Origin of the sequence: Paraburkholderia sp. SUR17, assembly GCF_029536165.1 — a bacterium.
GTDB classification, from domain to species: Bacteria; Pseudomonadota; Gammaproteobacteria; order Burkholderiales; family Burkholderiaceae; genus Paraburkholderia; species Paraburkholderia kururiensis.
Map to the genome: position 1 here is coordinate 2,845,430 of NZ_CP120508.1, position 15,952 is coordinate 2,861,381.

Consider the following 15,952-nt stretch of genomic DNA (forward strand, 5'->3'; position numbering starts at 1 on the left):
ACGCGGACGCGAACCGGCTCAGGCCTTGACGTTCGCGCGGGCGTAGTCGATAGCCTGCTGGACGGTCGTGATCTTTTCGGCTTCCTCATCCGGAATTTCCATGCCGAATTCGTCTTCGAGGGCCATGACCAGTTCGACGGTATCGAGCGAGTCCGCGCCGAGATCGTTCACGAACGATGCTTCGTTCTTGATTTCCGCTTCGGCTACGCCCAGTTGTTCCGCGACGATCTTCTTGACGCGCTGTTCGATGTTGTCCATTACCCCTCCAAGGGAAGAAAGTTCATAAATACGAGTGCGCGCATTTTATCAGGTTTGACCTGGCAAAAAAGCTGCGCCCACGGGTTCCAGATGGCCAGTCCGCGCTGCGCTCTTCGACGGTGTTTGCGACGAGCGCATCAAGGCGCGGATAGTACCTGAATCCGGTTACGACATGTACATACCGCCGTTGACGTGCATCGTCGTGCCGGTAATGTAGCCGGCGTGCGGCGACGCGAGGAACGCAACGGCGTGCGCGATATCGTCCGGGCTGCCGAGACGGCCGAGCGGAATCTGCGCCTTGAGCGCCGCCTGCTGCTCTTCGGGCAGAACCTTGGTCATGTCGGTGTCGATGAAGCCCGGCGCAACGCAATTCACGGTGATGTTGCGGCTGCCGATCTCGCGCGCGAGCGCACGCGTCATACCTGCCACCCCGGCCTTCGCCGCAGCGTAATTCACCTGACCCGGGTTGCCCGCCGAACCCACCACCGACGTGATGTTGATGATGCGACCGCCGCGCGCCTTCATCATCGGACGCAGAACCGCACGCGACAGACGGAACACCGCCTTCAGGTTGGTGTCGATCACCGCGTCCCACTCCTCGTCCTTCATGCGCATGGCGAGTTGGTCCTGCGTGATGCCGGCGTTGTTGACGAGAATGCCGAGGCTGCCGAATTCCTTGACGGTCGCTTCGATCAGCGCTTCCACCGCGCCGGCATCGTTGACGTCGAGCACCGCGCCACGACCGTTCAGATCTGCTGCCTTGAACGCGTCGCTGATCGCGACTGCGCCCGCTTCGCTCGTTGCCGTGCCGATCACGGTTGCGCCCTGGCGAGCCAGTACGAGCGCGATGGCGCGGCCAATGCCGCGCGACGCGCCGGTTACGATCGCGATCTGTTTGTCGAGAGTCTTTTCCATCGTTCAGTCCGGATTGCGAATGGCCCGATAACCATCAAATCAGCGGGCGAGTAATACAGGAATGCGCTCATCGGCGATGCGCCTCGCGACGAAAGCGTCTGGCTTGTCTGTCAGCGCAGGCACGCCGCGGGCCCGTGGGCAGCAAAGCCGCCCGACCGCACTCGTCGAGTCAGGCGCCGGCGAGCTTCAGTGCCTCGTCGAGCGAAGCCGGGTCCACGATCGCCGCCCCCACGAGGTTGCCATCGATACGTTTCGTGAGGCCCGCCAACACTTTGCCGGGACCGCATTCGATCACGTGCGTCACGCCTTGCGCTGCAATCGCCTTCACGCATTCCACCCAGCGCACGGCGCCCGCGGCCTGACGCACCAGCGCGTCGCGAATTGCCGCCGGGTCGCGCACCATGGCGACATCGACGTTGTTCACGACCGGAATGGCGGGTTCGCGTACTTCGACGCTCGCGAGATACTCGCGCAACTGGTCCGAAGCCGGCTTGAGCAGCGACGAGTGAAACGGCGCCGACACCGGCAGCGGCAGCGCGCGCTTCGCGCCCTTTGCCTTCGCGAGTTCGCAGGCCTTTTCGACAGCGGCCTTGTGGCCCGCGATCACGACCTGCGCAGGCGCGTTGAAATTCACCGCTTCGACCACGCCGGCGACTGATGCCTCCGCGCACACGGCGCGCACCGCGTCGTCGTCGAGGCCAAGAATCGCCGCCATGCCGCCTTCGCCCACCGGCACCGCCGACTGCATCGCCTGCGCGCGGAAACGCACGAGCGGCACAGCATCGCGAAATGCGAGCGCGCCGGCCGCCACGAGCGCGGTGTACTCGCCCAGGCTGTGGCCGGCCACAATGGCCGGCGCCGGACCACCCGCCTGTTGCCAGGCGCGGTAGACGGCGTAAGCCGCCGTGAGCATGACGGGCTGCGTATTGGTCGTGAGATTGAGTTCCTCGGCGGGCCCTTCGGCGATCAGCTTGCCCAGGTCCTGGCCGAGCGCGTCGGAGGCTTCCTCGACGGTCTCGCGCACGATAGCGTGGTCGGCGAACGCATTCAGCATGCCGACCGACTGCGAGCCCTGTCCGGGAAAAACGAACGCGAATTTCATAACGTCCCCAATTCGATGATTTCAGATGCGGGCGCACACGCTCTGCGCGTGCACCGCGATGCGGCGCGATTGCCCCGCGTGACAACCACGTAGGCGGTTGCAGCGCTCCGGCACCGCACCACTGCGGTCGTCAATAACGGATGACGGATGCACCCCAGGTGAAGCCCCCGCCGACTCCCTCGATCAGCACGTTCTGGCCGCGACGGATGCGCCCGTCGCGCACGGCGACGTCGAGAGCGAGCGGAATGGAGGCGGCCGACGTGTTGCCGTGCTCGCCGACCGTGACGATCATGCGCTCCTGCGGCAAGTGCAGCTTGCGGCAGGTGCCCTGCATGATGCGGATGTTGGCCTGATGAGGAACGAGCCAGTCGATTTGATCAGCCGAGAGATGAGCCTTTTCCAGCGCTTCGACGGCAACTTTCTCCAGCAGGTTGACGGCAAGCTTGAACACCGCCTGGCCATCCATGTGCAGGAACGCGCTGCCGGCAACCACGCCGCCATTCACGTTGCCGGGCGTGCAGAGAATATTTGCGTAGCTGCCGTCGGCGTGCAGTGCGCTCGAGAGCACACCGGGCTCGTCCGATGCCTGGAGGATCACCGCTCCGGCGCCGTCGCCGAACAGCACGCACGTGGTGCGATCATTGAAATCGAGAATACGGGAGAACGTCTCGGCGCCGACGATGAGCGCCGTGCGCACCTGTCCGCCGCGAATGAAGCTGTCGGCGGTCGCCAGGGCGTAGGCGAAACCGGAGCACACGGCCTGCACGTCGAATGCCGCGCCGTGGCTCTTGATGCCGAGCTTGCTCTGCAGCAGGCAGGCCGTGCTCGGAAACACGTAGTCGGGCGTGGACGTCGCAACGATGATCAGATCGATGGACTGCGGATCGATGTCCGCCGCTTCGATCGCACGACGCGAAGCGATCAGTGCGAGTTCGCTGGTGGGAACGTCGGGTTCGGCGAAATGGCGCGCATGGATGCCGGTGCGGGCAACGATCCATTCATCGCTCGTTTCGATGCCGTTCTTCGCGAGGCGTTCAGCCAGTTCCTGGTTCGTGACGCGGCCCGGCGGCAGATAGCTGCCAGTACCGGCCACGCGGGAATATAGAGTCGATTGAGCCATTATGCCTTCGGGGATAATGCTGCGTAGGGCTCGGCCGGCTGGCCCGCGACGGGGCTCGCAAAGCCCGCGCCGCCCGCTTCGCGCGCGGCCCGCTCAAGGGGTGCCGCGTTCTCTTCCATGGCGCGCGCAAGACGTTCCACCACGCCATTTTTGACGGCATCATACCCGCGTTTGATCGCCCACTCAAACGCGTAGGCGTCCGCAGAACCGTGGCTTTTGATGACGAGACTGCGCAGGCCGAGAAGGGCCGCGCCGTTGTACTGACGGTAATCCACACGCTTCTTGAAGCGCGAAAGCACCGGCAGCGCGGCGAGCGCCATGAGCTTCGTGAGCCACGAGCGGCCGAACTCTTCCTTGATGATGTCGGCGAGTATCTGAGCCAATCCTTCCGACGTTTTCAGCGCGACATTTCCAACGAAACCGTCGCAGACGATCACGTCGACGGTGCCCTTGTAAATATCGTTGCCTTCCACGTTGCCGCGAAAATTCAGCGTGCTTGCGCGCAGCAGTTCGCCTGCGCGCTTGATGGTCTCGTTACCCTTGATGACTTCTTCGCCGATGTTCAGGAGTGCGATACTCGGACGCTCCTTGCCTTCGAGTGCGGACACGAGCGCGTGCCCCATCTCGGCGAACTGCAGCAGATGCTGCGGCCCGCAATCGACATTGGCGCCGAGATCGAGCATGGTCGTGTAGCCATGCGGGTTCGGCATGGCGAACGCGATAGCCGGCCGTTCGATGCCCGGCAGCGTCTTGAGCACATAGCGAGAGACGGCCATCAGCGCGCCGGTGTTGCCGGCGGAGATGCAGGCCTGCGCCTCGCCGTCCTTCACGCGGTTGAGCGCCACGCGCATCGACGAGTCTTTCTTCTTGCGCAGCGCGACCTCGACCGGATCGTCCATGGCGACGATCTCGCTTGCTGCCACGATGGAAAGCGCCGGGTCGTCCAGTGCCTTGAGCTTTTTCAGCTGCGCTCGAATCGCCGTTTCGACGCCGACGAGCATCAGATGCGCGTCGGGATGCGCACGAACGAAATGGACCGCAGCGGGGACGGTGACGGACGGACCGTGGTCGCCTCCCATGCAATCAATCGTGAGCTTTACAGTCATGGAATGCGACGAATTTCAGACACAAAAAAGCGGCAGTTGAATGCCGCCTTTTTGCCGAGCAGGAAAGTAGTCAAGCGAACGGGTCGCCATGCGAAACGCCAGAAGGCGCAACGCGATGTGGCGATTAGTCGTTCTTCGTCTTGACAACCTTCTTGCCGCGGTAATAACCATTCGGGCTGACGTGGTGACGCAGATGCACTTCACCCGTGCTCGGCTCGACAGCCAGCGGGGCCGACTGAAGGAAATCGTGCGAGCGGTGCATGCCGCGCTTCGACGGCGACTTCTTGTTCTGTTGAACTGCCATGATAACTCCTGAAAATTTTCCGAATTCTAACACAGCACGATCCGGCCTTAACCAACCCTGACACCTGTCCCGACCTACTGCCCGGACTGCGCAGAGGCGTATCGCGCTACCCTGCAACCTGTTTGTTCAACGCCCGCTTAAAGCGCCGTCAATGCTTGTCGCCCGCCCCACCCTTCTTGAGCGCTTCCAGCGCCGCAAAAGGATTGGGCTTTGTCGTGCCCTGCTCCGGCTCGCCAACGCTTTGGCCGCTTTGGCCGCCCTCAACGTCTTCTTCGGGCGGCTCGCTGGCATCCTCGCCACTCGCACCGGAAATGAGACTCTCGTGGACTTCGGGGCAGACCTCGTGCTTCGGCACCACTGGCAACGAAAGCAGCAATTCTTCCTCGATCAGCTCGATGAGATCGAACTGGCGCGAGCCCACGATCACTTCGATTTCGTCCTCGTCGAGCGGAAACTCCTCCGCCTCGGCTTCCGTTTGAACGATGCGATAAATTGCATCGACATCGAACGCCTGCTCGTACGGCGTAAGGCACCGCTGACACTCGAGCCAGGCGGCACCGTGGACGGCGAGCCTCAAATACGGCTGCGGACCTTCGGTACCGTCGTCCTGCAATTCCGGCTGCGTGGAGCCTTCCGCCTGCCACGTAAACGAGGTATCGCGGTCTGGCGCGTCTGCCGGGACTTCGTTTAACATGCGCGGCAGTTGCGAGACGCGCACTACACCCGCAGCCTGGCGCCCGCTGCGCGCGAACTCGAAGAGATCAAGTTCATGCATGCTGGCCGGACCGGCAGGTTTGCCAGGATGTTCGGTCATGGGCGGCTCCTGCATCGGTGAATTTCGTGCAGCTTCGTTGCCAACAAGAGAACCGGCAAGAGCATGCGAAAGCGTACCGATGAAAAGCCGGAGATCATATCGCCTTTGTCTTTTCGAGTCAAACACTTAAGGGCACGGGCGAAATCGCCGGTAGCGCCGCCGTCTCTTGCACGTTCGCGGGCCGCCGCAGCCCCTCGTCAGCCGTCACCAGCCCGTCAGCCACCCCTCTTTCAGCGCCCAATAGACCATGCCGGACTTTTCCGATCGCCCGCCTTCAACCGGCCGGCCCGCCCTGATTCTCGCCAGCAGCTCGCCCTACCGGCGTGAACTGCTCGAAAGGTTGCGCATTCCGTTCGACGTAGCAGTACCCGCGATCGACGAAACGCCTCTCCCAGGTGAAACGCCGGAGGCCACCGCGCTGCGCCTCGCCGAAGCCAAGGCGAAAGCCGTGGCCGCCACGCTGCCCGCGAACGCGCGCCGCACACTCGTTATCGGGTCCGATCAGGTTGCGACGTTCGACGGCCAGCAGATCGGCAAACCGGGCACGCACGAACGCGCCCTGGCGCAATTGCAGGCCATGCGGGGCCGCGAGGTACTGTTCCACAGTGCGCTATGCCTGTTCGACAGCGCATCGACCGAGTCGCAAAGCGTGGATGTGATCACCCACGTGCGTTTTCGCCGCCTGCCGGACGGCGCGCTCGACGCCTATCTGCGAGCCGAGACGCCTTACGACGTCGCGGGTAGCGCCAAATCCGAAGGGCTCGGCATCGCGCTCCTGGAGGCGATTCAGTCCGACGACCCCACCGCGCTGATCGGCTTGCCGCTAATCGCGCTCACGCGGATGCTGCTCGCCGCAGGTTATCCCTTGCTGGAGGCGGCATGAGCGGAACGCTTTACCTGATTCCGAACACGCTGGGCGAAGGCGACGCCGATTCGCTCGCAGCCGTGCTGCCGCAAGCGGTGCGCACGCGCGCGGCCGGGCTTCGCTACTACATTGGCGAAAACGCGAAATCCACGCGCGCCTTCCTGAAGAAAGTGGGTACCGAACAGCCTGTTCAGGCAATCGAAATTCGCGAGTTGAACGTGAACACGCCGCCCGGCGAAATCGACAAGCTGCTCGAACCGGTGCTCGCCGGCACGGACGCCGGGCTCGTGTCCGAAGCGGGATGCCCGGCCGTAGCCGATCCCGGCGCGCTTCTTGTGCGTCGCGCACATGAGCGTGGAGTCAAGGTCGTACCGCTTGTCGGGCCCAGCTCGATTCTGCTTGCACTCATGGCCTCGGGGCTGAACGGTCAAAGCTTCGCGTTTCACGGCTACCTGCCCGTCGATGCCGGCGAACGCGCGAAGCGGCTGCGCGAACTCGAGCAGCAGTCGCGCAAGTCGAAACAGACACAAATTTTCATCGAGACGCCGTATCGCAACCGCGCGTTGCTGGACGCGCTCATCTCCATCTGCGCACCCTCGACACTCTTGTGCGTCGCGGCCGATCTGACCTTACCCACGGAGACTATTGCAAGCCGGCCGGTATCTGCCTGGAAAAAGGCGCCAGCCCTGGATCTGCAGAAGCGGCCCGCGATTTTTCTGCTGCTCGCCGTATAACGTGTAGCCGCGGCCTTTGGCGCAGGCCGCGCATCATTCCGCTCCGCTCAGGCGGCAAAAAAGCGAGCGCCCACTCATCCACTCGTTGATGCAATCAGCGCAGATTCACCTTGCCGGTCAGAATCAGCGTGTGGACGGCGGCACTGCCCACGGCGGTGCCAAATTTGCGCGCCACGCGGTCGGTCAGGCTTTCCTTCACGGTGTAATCGACGATGTCCGGCGCCTTGATGATGTCGCGCGCCACATAGTCCATATCGCCGAAACCGTCTGCGAGACCCAGTTCCACGCTCTTCTCGCCCGTCCAGAAGAGGCCGGAGAAGATATCGGGCGTCTCGTGCAGCCGTTTGCCGCGCCCTTCGCGCACGGCCGAGATGAACTGCGTATGGATCTGATCGAGCATCGACTGGGCATGCTCATCCATCTTCTGCGTATCCGGCGAGAACGGATCGTAAAACGCCTTGTTCTCACCAGAAGTACGAACCCGTCGCTCGATGCCGAGCTTCTCCATCAACCCGGTGAAACCGAAGCCGTCCATCAGCACGCCGATCGAGCCCACGATGCTGGCCTTGTCCACGTAGATCTTGTCGGCCGCAGCCGCGACGTAATAACCGCCCGAGGCGCACATGTCGCCCACCACTACGTACAGCGGGATGGCCGGATATTTCGCGCGCAGCCGGCGAATCTCCTTGTACATAACGCCGGCCTGCACGGGGCTTCCGCCCGGGCTGTTGATGCGCAGAATCACGCCGGCCGTACCGTCGTCTTCGAACGCATTCTGGAGTGCGGTATCGATGTCTTCGGCGTTCGCAGTGCTATCCGACGCAATCTCGCCGTCCAGCGACACGAGCGCCGTATGACGGCCCGAGCCGGACACCTTGCCGCCGGAGACGTCGAGCAGCCCGATGGCGACAACCAGCAACACGGCAAGAAAGGCGAAGCGGAAGAAAATTTTCCAGCGCCGGGCGGCGCGTTGCTCGTTGATCGCGGCGAGCGCGATACGCTCGAGCGCCGCCCGCTCCCAGCCGGGCTCTCCGGCAGAGGTGGCAGGAGCGGGTCGGGGACCCGACGAGGAGGGGTCGCGCGGATCGGAAGTCGGCTGGTCGGACATGCGTGGCGTGTGGAAGGTCAGGAATCGGCCGGACGCAGATCGTTGTCCGGCAGCCAGAATACGGCGCGGCCTTCCGGCGTGTCCCTTTCGTCAGCCTGCACCGGGCGAAGCCTGCCGCCGCGGCACGGACCGCCGACACACCGGCCGGTATCGGGCTCGTAAATCGCGCCATGCGTAGCGCACATCAAGTATAAACCGGACGATTCGAAGAACTGGCCCTCCACCCAGTCGAGTTCCATGGGCACATGGGCGCAGCGGTTGAGATAGCCGTAGGGCCTGCCGTTGTAGCGCACGAAGAACACGACCGCCTCCCCGCCCGCATACGACGCCCGGCAACGCACGCCCTGGCCGCCCTCGACAAGGTCCCCGGCGGCGCATACGCGCACGGGGTCGAGCACCGCGGCGCTCACGCGTTCTCCCGCAGCCACGCGACGAGCGACCCGACACTGTCGGCCACGAAGCGGGGCTCGAGCGCCGCGAGCGAGTCCGCCGGGTGCGCGCCATAGGCCACGCCCACGCCGGCCGCGCCTGCGTTGATCGCCATCTGCAGATCGTGGGTGGTGTCGCCGATCATGACTGTGCGCTCGAGGTCCTGGCCAAGCTCCCGCGCCAGTTCCTGCAGCATGGCGGGGTGCGGCTTCGAGAACGTCTCGTCAGCACAGCGCGTGCCGTCGAAAAGGCTCGTGAGACGAGCCTGATCCAGCGCGCGGTTCAGGCCCACGCGACTTTTGCCCGTGGCAACACTCAGCAGATAGCCGGTGTCGCGCAGTTCCTCCAGCATTTCACGCACGCCCGCAAAGAGTTCCGTGTGCTGATCCTTCACCAGATAGTGGAACCGGTACCGCTCGGCGAGACGCGGATAGTCGGACGGGTCGAGCGTCGGCGCGGCGATCTGCAACGCGTCGCGCAATCCCAACCCGATCACGAAGCTCGCCGCCTCGTCGGCGGGCACGGGAAGGCCGAGATCGCGGCACGCGGCCTGGATGCTGCGCGTGATGTGCGCTGTCGAGTCCATCAGCGTGCCGTCCCAGTCGAAGACGATCAGGTCAAAGTGCTGTCGGGCCATGCGCGTTCGTCTCCCCTTCGATATCGGTATCGTGCCTATTTTCACCCGGGTTCTGATCCGTCCCGGCGTGCGGCGAATTTCCTGCATTTGCGGCCCCATCGCGCAACGCCGTGAGTTGCGAGAGGAAACGCCGGCAATCCGCCGGCAACGGTGCTTCAAACTGCAAGGTCTCGCCGGTGAGCGGATGCACGAGCTTGAGCCGGTACGCGTGCAGGAACATGCGCTTGAGCCCCGGGACGGCGTTCGCTCGGGCAAGCGCCTTGTTCAGCGCAAAATCGCCGTACTTGGCGTCGCCGACGATCGGCAGGCCGAGATGCGCCAGATGCACACGAATCTGATGCGTGCGGCCGGTCTTGAGCTCCGCTTCGAGAAGCGCGTACCCGGGCCAACGGTCGACCAGATTGAAAATCGTGTGCGAGGCAAGACCATCGGGCTGCACACGCACGCGCCGCTCGCCTTCCGGAGTCAGGTACTTGTGCAACGGCTCCTTGACGACGCGCCGACGGCCCCAGTCGTTTGCCCATTGTCCATGGACGCACGCGTAGTAGCGCTTGTCCATGCGGTTGTCGCGGATCTGCTCGTGCAGGCCCACGAGCGCCGTGCGCTTCTTCGCCAGCATGAGCACGCCCGAGGTTTCGCGGTCCAGCCGGTGCACCAGTTCCAGGAACTTCGCGTGCGGCCTCGCCTCCCGCATTTGCTCGATCACGCCGAACGCCACGCCGCTGCCGCCGTGAACGGCCACACCGGCGGGTTTGTCGATGACGAGCAGTGCGTCGTCCTCGAAGAGGATGTCGAACTGCGCGGAGGGCACAGCCGCAGCGTCGAAACTCTGGGTCTGTGCGATCCGGATAGGCGGAACGCGCACCAGATCGCCCTGTTCGAGCCGGTACTGGGCGTCGACCCGCCCTTTGTTCACGCGCACTTCGCCGCTGCGCAGGATCCGGTAGATGTGGCTTTTCGGCACGCCCTTGCAGACGCGCGTGAGGAAATTGTCAATGCGCTGACCGGCGGAGTTCTCGTCCACTTCGACGAAGGAAACCTGGTCGCTTGCGACCTGATTCTGGGAAATTTTGCCTAACCCTTTCATTCTGAATATAATTTGCCCAGCGTACCGGCGCGGCCGGCCTTCGCGTTCGAACGGTTCGAACGACTTCGAGGCGCCCCAAACCGCACGGTCTGCGCAGGCAGCAAGCGATAAATCGTCATTTTACTTGCGCCCGGGGCTGGTTGCTCACCCTGACAACGAGATGCAACGAGTTGCACGCACGGATCCCGCAACGGGCAGGGACGGCGCCCACAGGCACGTTCGGTCACGTCGGCTCCGACGGTAACGGAATGTTGGTACAAAGAATTTGTCTGGCAGGCCTTCTCTCGCGCTCCACAGTTTGTGCGGTTGCGCGGCACAAGGCGGCCAGTGGCGAAAATACGGCGTGCGCCCGAAGCGTTCCGAGAAAACGGCGGAACATGGCGACGTCAAAATGAGGCGAGACACCCGAGGGGGAAGACGGGCGTTCCAGATCAGCTTCCCGCATGCGGCACGACCGCAGGTTTCAACGCGCAGCAAGGCCGCGCGCAGCACATTGCGCGCAGCAGGCCAAGGCGTCGAAGAAACCGGAAGCATTCGGACCACCGCATTCCGCGCGGCGTATCGAGCCATTGTTTGAAGCCGTATTCGCACGTGCCCCGCGGCCCTTCCATCCGTTTGACGGATGGGCCCTCTGACGGCAATTCTCCCCGCCATCGTTCCTGCTCCAGCGTGCTTGTGACAACACAATAAGGCGCGGCATGCCGCCGCCCGCCAGCGTCCCCGTGCCTGACAACCACGGGACGTGGGCCGGCAAGGCCGCTCTGGAGCCGTTCAATGAAACGCATGCTGTTTAATGCGACGCAGCAGGAAGAACTGCGCGTTGCCATCGTCGACGGTCAGAAGCTGATCGACATCGACATCGAAACCGCCGGGCGCGAGCAGCGCAAAGGCAACATCTACAAGGGCATCGTTACCCGCATCGAGCCGTCGCTCGAAGCCTGTTTCGTCAACTACGGCGAAGACCGCCACGGCTTCCTGCCGTTCAAGGAAGTGGCCCGCCAGTATTTCCGCGATGGCGTGGACATGCGCTCGGCGCGCATCCAGGACGCCCTGCGCGAAGGCCAGGAACTCATCGTCCAGGTCGAGAAGGAAGAGCGCGGCAACAAGGGCGCGGCGCTCACCACGTTCATCTCGCTCGCCGGCCGCTACCTCGTGCTGATGCCGAACAATCCGCGCGGCGGCGGCGTCTCGCGACGCATCGAGGGCGACGACCGCCAGGAACTGCGCGAAACCATGGGTCAGCTACAACTGCCCGACGGTATGAGCATCATCGCGCGCACCGCCGGCATCGGGCGCAGCGCCGAAGAACTCCAGTGGGACCTGAATTACCTGCTGCAACTGTGGCGCGCCATCGAGGCCGCCTCGCAAAGCGGCCGCCAGGGCGAGCCGATGCTGATTTACCTGGAATCGAGCCTCGTGATCCGCGCGATCCGCGACTACTTCCAGCCCGACATCGGCGAAATCCTGATCGATACGACGGACATCTACGATCAGGCCCGCGCCTTCATGGACATCGTGATGCCCGACAACGTCGGGAAGGTGAAGCGCTACCACGACGATGTGCCCCTCTTCTCGCGCTTCCAGATCGAGCACCAGATCGAGACCGCGTACTCGCGCACGGTGCCGCTGCCTTCGGGCGGCGCCATCGTGATCGATCACACCGAGGCGCTCGTCGCCATCGACGTGAACTCGGCGCGCGCCACCAAGGGCGCCGACATCGAGGAAACCGCGGCCCGCACCAACCTGGAAGCCGCCGACGAAGTGGCCCGCCAGCTGCGCCTGCGTGACCTGGGCGGCCTGATCGTGATCGACTTCATCGACATGGAGTCGGCCCGCAGCCAACGCGAAGTCGAGCAGCGCCTGAAAGACGCACTCAAGCACGACCGCGCCCGCGTGCAGATGGGCAAGATCTCGCGCTTCGGCCTGATGGAGCTGTCGCGCCAGCGTCTGCGCCCGGCGCTTTCCGAAGGCAGCCACGTCACCTGCCCGCGCTGCAACGGCACGGGCCACATCCGCGACACCGAATCGTCCGCCTTGCAGGTCCTGCGCATCATTCAGGAAGAGGCGATGAAGGAAAACACCGCCGCGATCCACTGCCAGGTGCCGGTCGAAGTGACGGCCTTCCTGCTGAACGAAAAGCGCGCGGAAATCAACAAGATCGAGTCGCGCTTCAAGGTCAACGTCGTCCTGATTCCGAACAAGCACCTCGACACGCCGCACTACAAGCTCGAGCGCCTGCGCCACGACGACGCGCGCCTCGACGAGCCGCGTGCATCCTGGAAGATGGCCGAAGACGCGGCCCGCGAAATGGAGTCCGAAACGGGCTACAGCAAGCGCAGCGAAGAAGTGAAACCGAAGCAGGAGGCCGCGGTGAAGGGCATTACGCCTGAGCGTCCGGCACCCAGCGCACCGGTCAAGGCCGCGGAGCCCCAGGCGGCGCCCACTCCGGCCGTTGCCGCGCCCGCGAGCGGCGGCTTCTTTGGCTGGCTCAAGGGATTGTTCGGCGTGCAGCCGGCTCCGGTCGCTACCGCTCCGGCACCTGCGCAACCCGCAAAGACTGAACGTCCGGCACGTGAAGCGCGCCCGGAACGCCCGGCCGGCGAGCGCGGTGGCGATCGCAATCGCAACCGCCGCGGCGGACGCGACGGAGCCGCGCGCGGTGAAGGCGCAGCCGTCGGCGGACGTCAGCAGCAACCGGCTCAACGCCGTGAGGAACGCGAACCGCGCGAAGGTCGTGAAGGCCGCGAAGGTCGTGAAGGTCGTGAGGCACGCGAGCCGCGCCAACCGCGTGAAGCCCGTGAAGTCCGCGAGGGCCGGGAGGGTCGCGAAGGACGCGAGCAACGCATCGAGCGCGTAGAGCGCGGCCAGGAACGCGCCGACGCCGCGGCAGAAGCCGCACCGCGCGGCGAACGGCAGGAGCGCCAGGAGCGCGGTGAGCGCCGCGAACGTGGCGAGCGTGCAGAGCGCGGCGAGCGCCGTCGTCCGCAAGCCGAGGCCGCAGCTGAGCAGTTGAACGTCCCGGGCGAGCTGCTGGCGCCTGAGTCGACAACTGCCGTCGAGGCAAGTCTCGCGGCAGGCATCACTGAAGACATCGCACCGGAAGACCAGGGCGCCGCACCGCGTGAAGGCGAAGAACGCCGCCGCCGTCGTCGCGGCCGCCGTGGCGGTCGTCGCGAGCGCGAAGCTGAAGGCGCGAACCTGACGCATACGGCCGACCTCGCGGAAGCCGGCGGCGACACGGAGCCTGAAGAGGGAGCAGAAGCCGTTCACGAAGTGGAGCATCACGGCGTGAAGCCGGCGGGCGCAGTGGAAGCCGTGGTCGCTGCTGTGGCGACGGAGAAGGTCGTCGTGACTGAACTCCAGCCCGCCACCGACGCCCCCGAACTCGCCGCGCAAGCCGCAGCGAAGATCGAAACCGTCGCGCCCATCGTGCCCGCGGAAGAAAGCGTCCCGGCTACGGAAGCCAGTCATGCGCCAGCGGTGCCGGCTACCGAACCGGCGCCTGTGCCGGCCCCCGCGATGACTCCGGTCGAGGTCGCTCCGGCTGCCGCCGCAGTCGAAACAGCGCCTGTCGCGCCGGTTGAAGCCGCGGCACCTGCATCGGCCGAGACCGCTGCGCCGTCTCACGCCGCATCCGCTGAAACGGCACCCGCCGCGCAAGCGGCCCCGGAAGGCACCACGCCGCCGGTGGAAGAGGTTCCCGCAGCGGCACAGCCGGTTCCGGTGATTCGGGAAGACGTGATCCAGGCTGCGGTTCCGGCGCATGAAGCAGCCGTGCCCGCCGCCGCAGTTCCCGTGGAAACGGCGCCGGCAGCAGCGGCCGCGGTCAAGCCCCGCCAGGCTGCGCCGCACGCCAACGGTCTGTCGCCGGAAACGCTGCAGCCGATGCTGGCAAACGCCGGCCTCGTCTGGGTCAACACGGACGCCGACAAGCTGCGCGCCGCGCAGGAAGCGGCCGCCCAGGTGGTGAAGCCGCCGCGCGCGCCGCGCGAACGCAAGCCGCTGCCGCCGGCGGATTCGACGCCGATGCAACAGGTCGAGACCGTCAAGCACCCGCAGTAAGGCTGCGCGGTCGCTCGAACCGCGCTGCAAACCCTGCTGCAAACCCGAAAGCCCGCCCTCACCGGCGGGCTTTTTTTGTCCGACGCCTGTGCCCGGACGCCGCCAACGGCCGCAACGTGGCAGCGCCAGAGGCCCACAACATGGCAGAGTTCCTCGCGAGCCTTCCACGCTTGAGGCGCCCCCTCGCCGGCAAGCCACCCGCAAGACCCCACGCGGCCGGTCTGGTCCCATGTGGCAAAGAGGCGGTTCGGCTAAAATGCATGGTCAAGCCTTGTTAAAACCACCATGTCCCGTCGCATCATCCCTGTCGCCGACGCCAACGCGCTCACCGTCCCTCGCTCCACTGCCGGAGCCGCGAGCGCACCGCGCGGCGTACTCCTCGATACGCTGGCGCGGCCGTTGCGCGACCTGCGCATTTCGGTGACGGACCGCTGCAACTTCCGCTGCGTCTACTGCATGCCGCGCGAGGTCTTCGACAAGGACCATCCTTTTCTGCCGCACAGCGCCCTGCTCACGTTCGAGGAAATCGAGCGGCTCGCAAAGCGCTTCGTCGCACACGGCGTCGAAAAAATCCGCCTCACCGGCGGTGAACCGCTGCTGCGCAAGAACGTCGAGCACCTGGTGGAACGCCTCGCCACGCTGACCACGCCCGACGGACGTCCGCTCGATCTCACGCTCACCACGAACGGCTCGCTGCTCGCGCGCAAGGCGCGCAGCCTCAAGGATGCCGGGCTCACGCGTGTCACCGTGAGTCTCGATGCGCTCGACGACGCCCTCTTTCGCCGCATGAACGACGCCGACTTCGCCGTGGCCGACGTGCTCGAAGGCATCGCTGCCGCCGAGGCCGTGGGCCTCGCCCCGCTGAAGGTCAACATGGTCGTCAAGCGCGGCACCAACGACGCGGAAATTCTGCCCCTCGCCCGCCACTTCCGCGGCTCCGGCATCGTGCTGCGCTTCATCGAGTACATGGACGTGGGCACGTCGAACGGCTGGAACATGACCGAAGTGCTGCCGTCCGCCGACGTCGTCAGCCGCATTCACGCGGAGTTTCCGCTGGTGCCGCTCGAAGCGCATAGCGCTGCCGAAACTGCGCAACGTTGGGCCTATGCCGACGGCGCCGGCGAAATCGGCGTGATTTCCAGCGTCACGCGCGCGTTCTGCGGCACCTGCACGCGTGCTCGCCTCTCGACGGAAGGCAAGCTCTACCTGTGCCTCTTTGCCTCGGCCGGCTACGACCTGCGCGCGCTCGTGCGCGGCGACGCCACGGACGACGACATCGACGGCGCCATCACGCACATCTGGCAAGGCCGCGCCGACCGCTATTCGCAATTGCGCGGCAGCAGCGCTGGACAACCGCCTTCCGGAGACGGCGGCCGGATCGAAATGTCGTACATCGGCGGCTGAACAAGAC

The 15,952-nt window shown here is 65.0% G+C and carries 15 protein-coding genes; 4 read left to right on the plus strand and 11 right to left on the minus strand.

Annotated elements, in window-relative coordinates; all coding sequences use genetic code 11:
* Positions 1-18: 18 nt before the first annotated feature.
* The 7 genes from acpP to P2869_RS12560 form a co-directional block, all read right to left on the minus strand.
* Positions 19-258: an acyl carrier protein gene (gene acpP / locus P2869_RS12530; RefSeq protein ID WP_004197638.1), complete on the minus strand. Its 240-nt coding sequence runs from the start codon at positions 256-258 to the stop codon at positions 19-21.
* A gap of 165 nt (positions 259-423) precedes the next feature.
* Positions 424-1,173: a 3-oxoacyl-ACP reductase FabG gene (gene fabG, locus P2869_RS12535; protein WP_017774669.1), complete on the minus strand. Its 750-nt coding sequence runs from the start codon at positions 1,171-1,173 to the stop codon at positions 424-426.
* 169 nt (positions 1,174-1,342) lie between these two features.
* Positions 1,343-2,275, minus strand: a complete 933-nt coding sequence (fabD, locus tag P2869_RS12540; protein ID WP_126876628.1) for an ACP S-malonyltransferase — start codon at positions 2,273-2,275, stop codon at positions 1,343-1,345.
* A 130-nt stretch (positions 2,276-2,405) separates the two neighbouring features.
* A complete protein-coding gene (locus tag P2869_RS12545) occupies positions 2,406-3,395 on the minus strand; it encodes a beta-ketoacyl-ACP synthase III (protein WP_026121405.1) in 990 nt (329 codons plus the stop codon).
* Positions 3,395-4,501 carry a phosphate acyltransferase PlsX gene (plsX, locus tag P2869_RS12550; RefSeq protein ID WP_026121404.1) on the minus strand — a complete coding sequence of 369 codons (1,107 nt, stop codon included), beginning with the start codon at positions 4,499-4,501 and terminating at the stop codon, positions 3,395-3,397. Before plsX ends, P2869_RS12545 begins: the two co-directional genes overlap by 1 nt.
* Positions 4,502-4,625: 124 nt before the next feature.
* Complete coding sequence (rpmF, locus tag P2869_RS12555) at positions 4,626-4,805, minus strand: 50S ribosomal protein L32 (RefSeq protein WP_017774665.1); 180 nt, start codon at positions 4,803-4,805, stop codon at positions 4,626-4,628.
* 148 nt (positions 4,806-4,953) lie between these two features.
* Positions 4,954-5,619 carry a DUF177 domain-containing protein gene (locus P2869_RS12560; RefSeq protein ID WP_277598130.1) on the minus strand — a complete coding sequence of 222 codons (666 nt, stop codon included), beginning with the start codon at positions 5,617-5,619 and terminating at the stop codon, positions 4,954-4,956.
* A 247-nt stretch (positions 5,620-5,866) separates the two neighbouring features.
* On the opposite strand from P2869_RS12560, the gene P2869_RS12565 reads away from it, so the two are divergent.
* Entirely contained in the window at positions 5,867-6,502 is a 636-nt protein-coding gene (locus P2869_RS12565; protein ID WP_277596659.1) for a Maf-like protein, read from the plus strand.
* Positions 6,499-7,218: an SAM-dependent methyltransferase gene (locus P2869_RS12570; protein WP_277596660.1), complete on the plus strand. Its 720-nt coding sequence runs from the start codon at positions 6,499-6,501 to the stop codon at positions 7,216-7,218. Before P2869_RS12565 ends, P2869_RS12570 begins: the two co-directional genes overlap by 4 nt.
* A gap of 94 nt (positions 7,219-7,312) precedes the next feature.
* Here P2869_RS12570 and P2869_RS12575 read toward each other — a convergent pair whose 3' ends face one another.
* Genes P2869_RS12575 through P2869_RS12590 form a run of 4 tightly spaced genes read right to left on the minus strand, consistent with a single transcriptional unit; the run spans position 7,313 to position 10,479 of the window.
* On the minus strand, positions 7,313-8,326 hold the full coding sequence (locus P2869_RS12575) for a S49 family peptidase (RefSeq protein WP_277596661.1): 1,014 nt from the start codon (positions 8,324-8,326) through the stop codon (positions 7,313-7,315).
* Positions 8,327-8,343: 17 nt separating this feature from the next.
* Positions 8,344-8,736, minus strand: a complete 393-nt coding sequence (locus P2869_RS12580; protein ID WP_017774660.1) for a Rieske 2Fe-2S domain-containing protein — start codon at positions 8,734-8,736, stop codon at positions 8,344-8,346.
* On the minus strand, positions 8,733-9,392 hold the full coding sequence (locus P2869_RS12585) for an HAD-IA family hydrolase (RefSeq protein WP_277596662.1): 660 nt from the start codon (positions 9,390-9,392) through the stop codon (positions 8,733-8,735). The genes P2869_RS12580 and P2869_RS12585 overlap by 4 nt, the downstream gene beginning before the upstream one ends.
* Positions 9,373-10,479 (minus strand): RluA family pseudouridine synthase, encoded by a 1,107-nt coding sequence (locus P2869_RS12590; protein ID WP_277596663.1) that lies wholly within the window; start codon positions 10,477-10,479, stop codon positions 9,373-9,375. The genes P2869_RS12585 and P2869_RS12590 overlap by 20 nt, the downstream gene beginning before the upstream one ends.
* A gap of 774 nt (positions 10,480-11,253) precedes the next feature.
* On the opposite strand from P2869_RS12590, the gene P2869_RS12595 reads away from it, so the two are divergent.
* Both P2869_RS12595 and moaA read left to right on the plus strand, forming a co-directional pair.
* Positions 11,254-14,541: an Rne/Rng family ribonuclease gene (locus P2869_RS12595; protein WP_277596664.1), complete on the plus strand. Its 3,288-nt coding sequence runs from the start codon at positions 11,254-11,256 to the stop codon at positions 14,539-14,541.
* A 285-nt stretch (positions 14,542-14,826) separates the two neighbouring features.
* On the plus strand, positions 14,827-15,945 hold the full coding sequence (gene moaA / locus P2869_RS12600; protein ID WP_277596665.1) for a GTP 3',8-cyclase MoaA: 1,119 nt from the start codon (positions 14,827-14,829) through the stop codon (positions 15,943-15,945).
* The last annotated feature ends 7 nt before the right edge of the window (positions 15,946-15,952 follow it).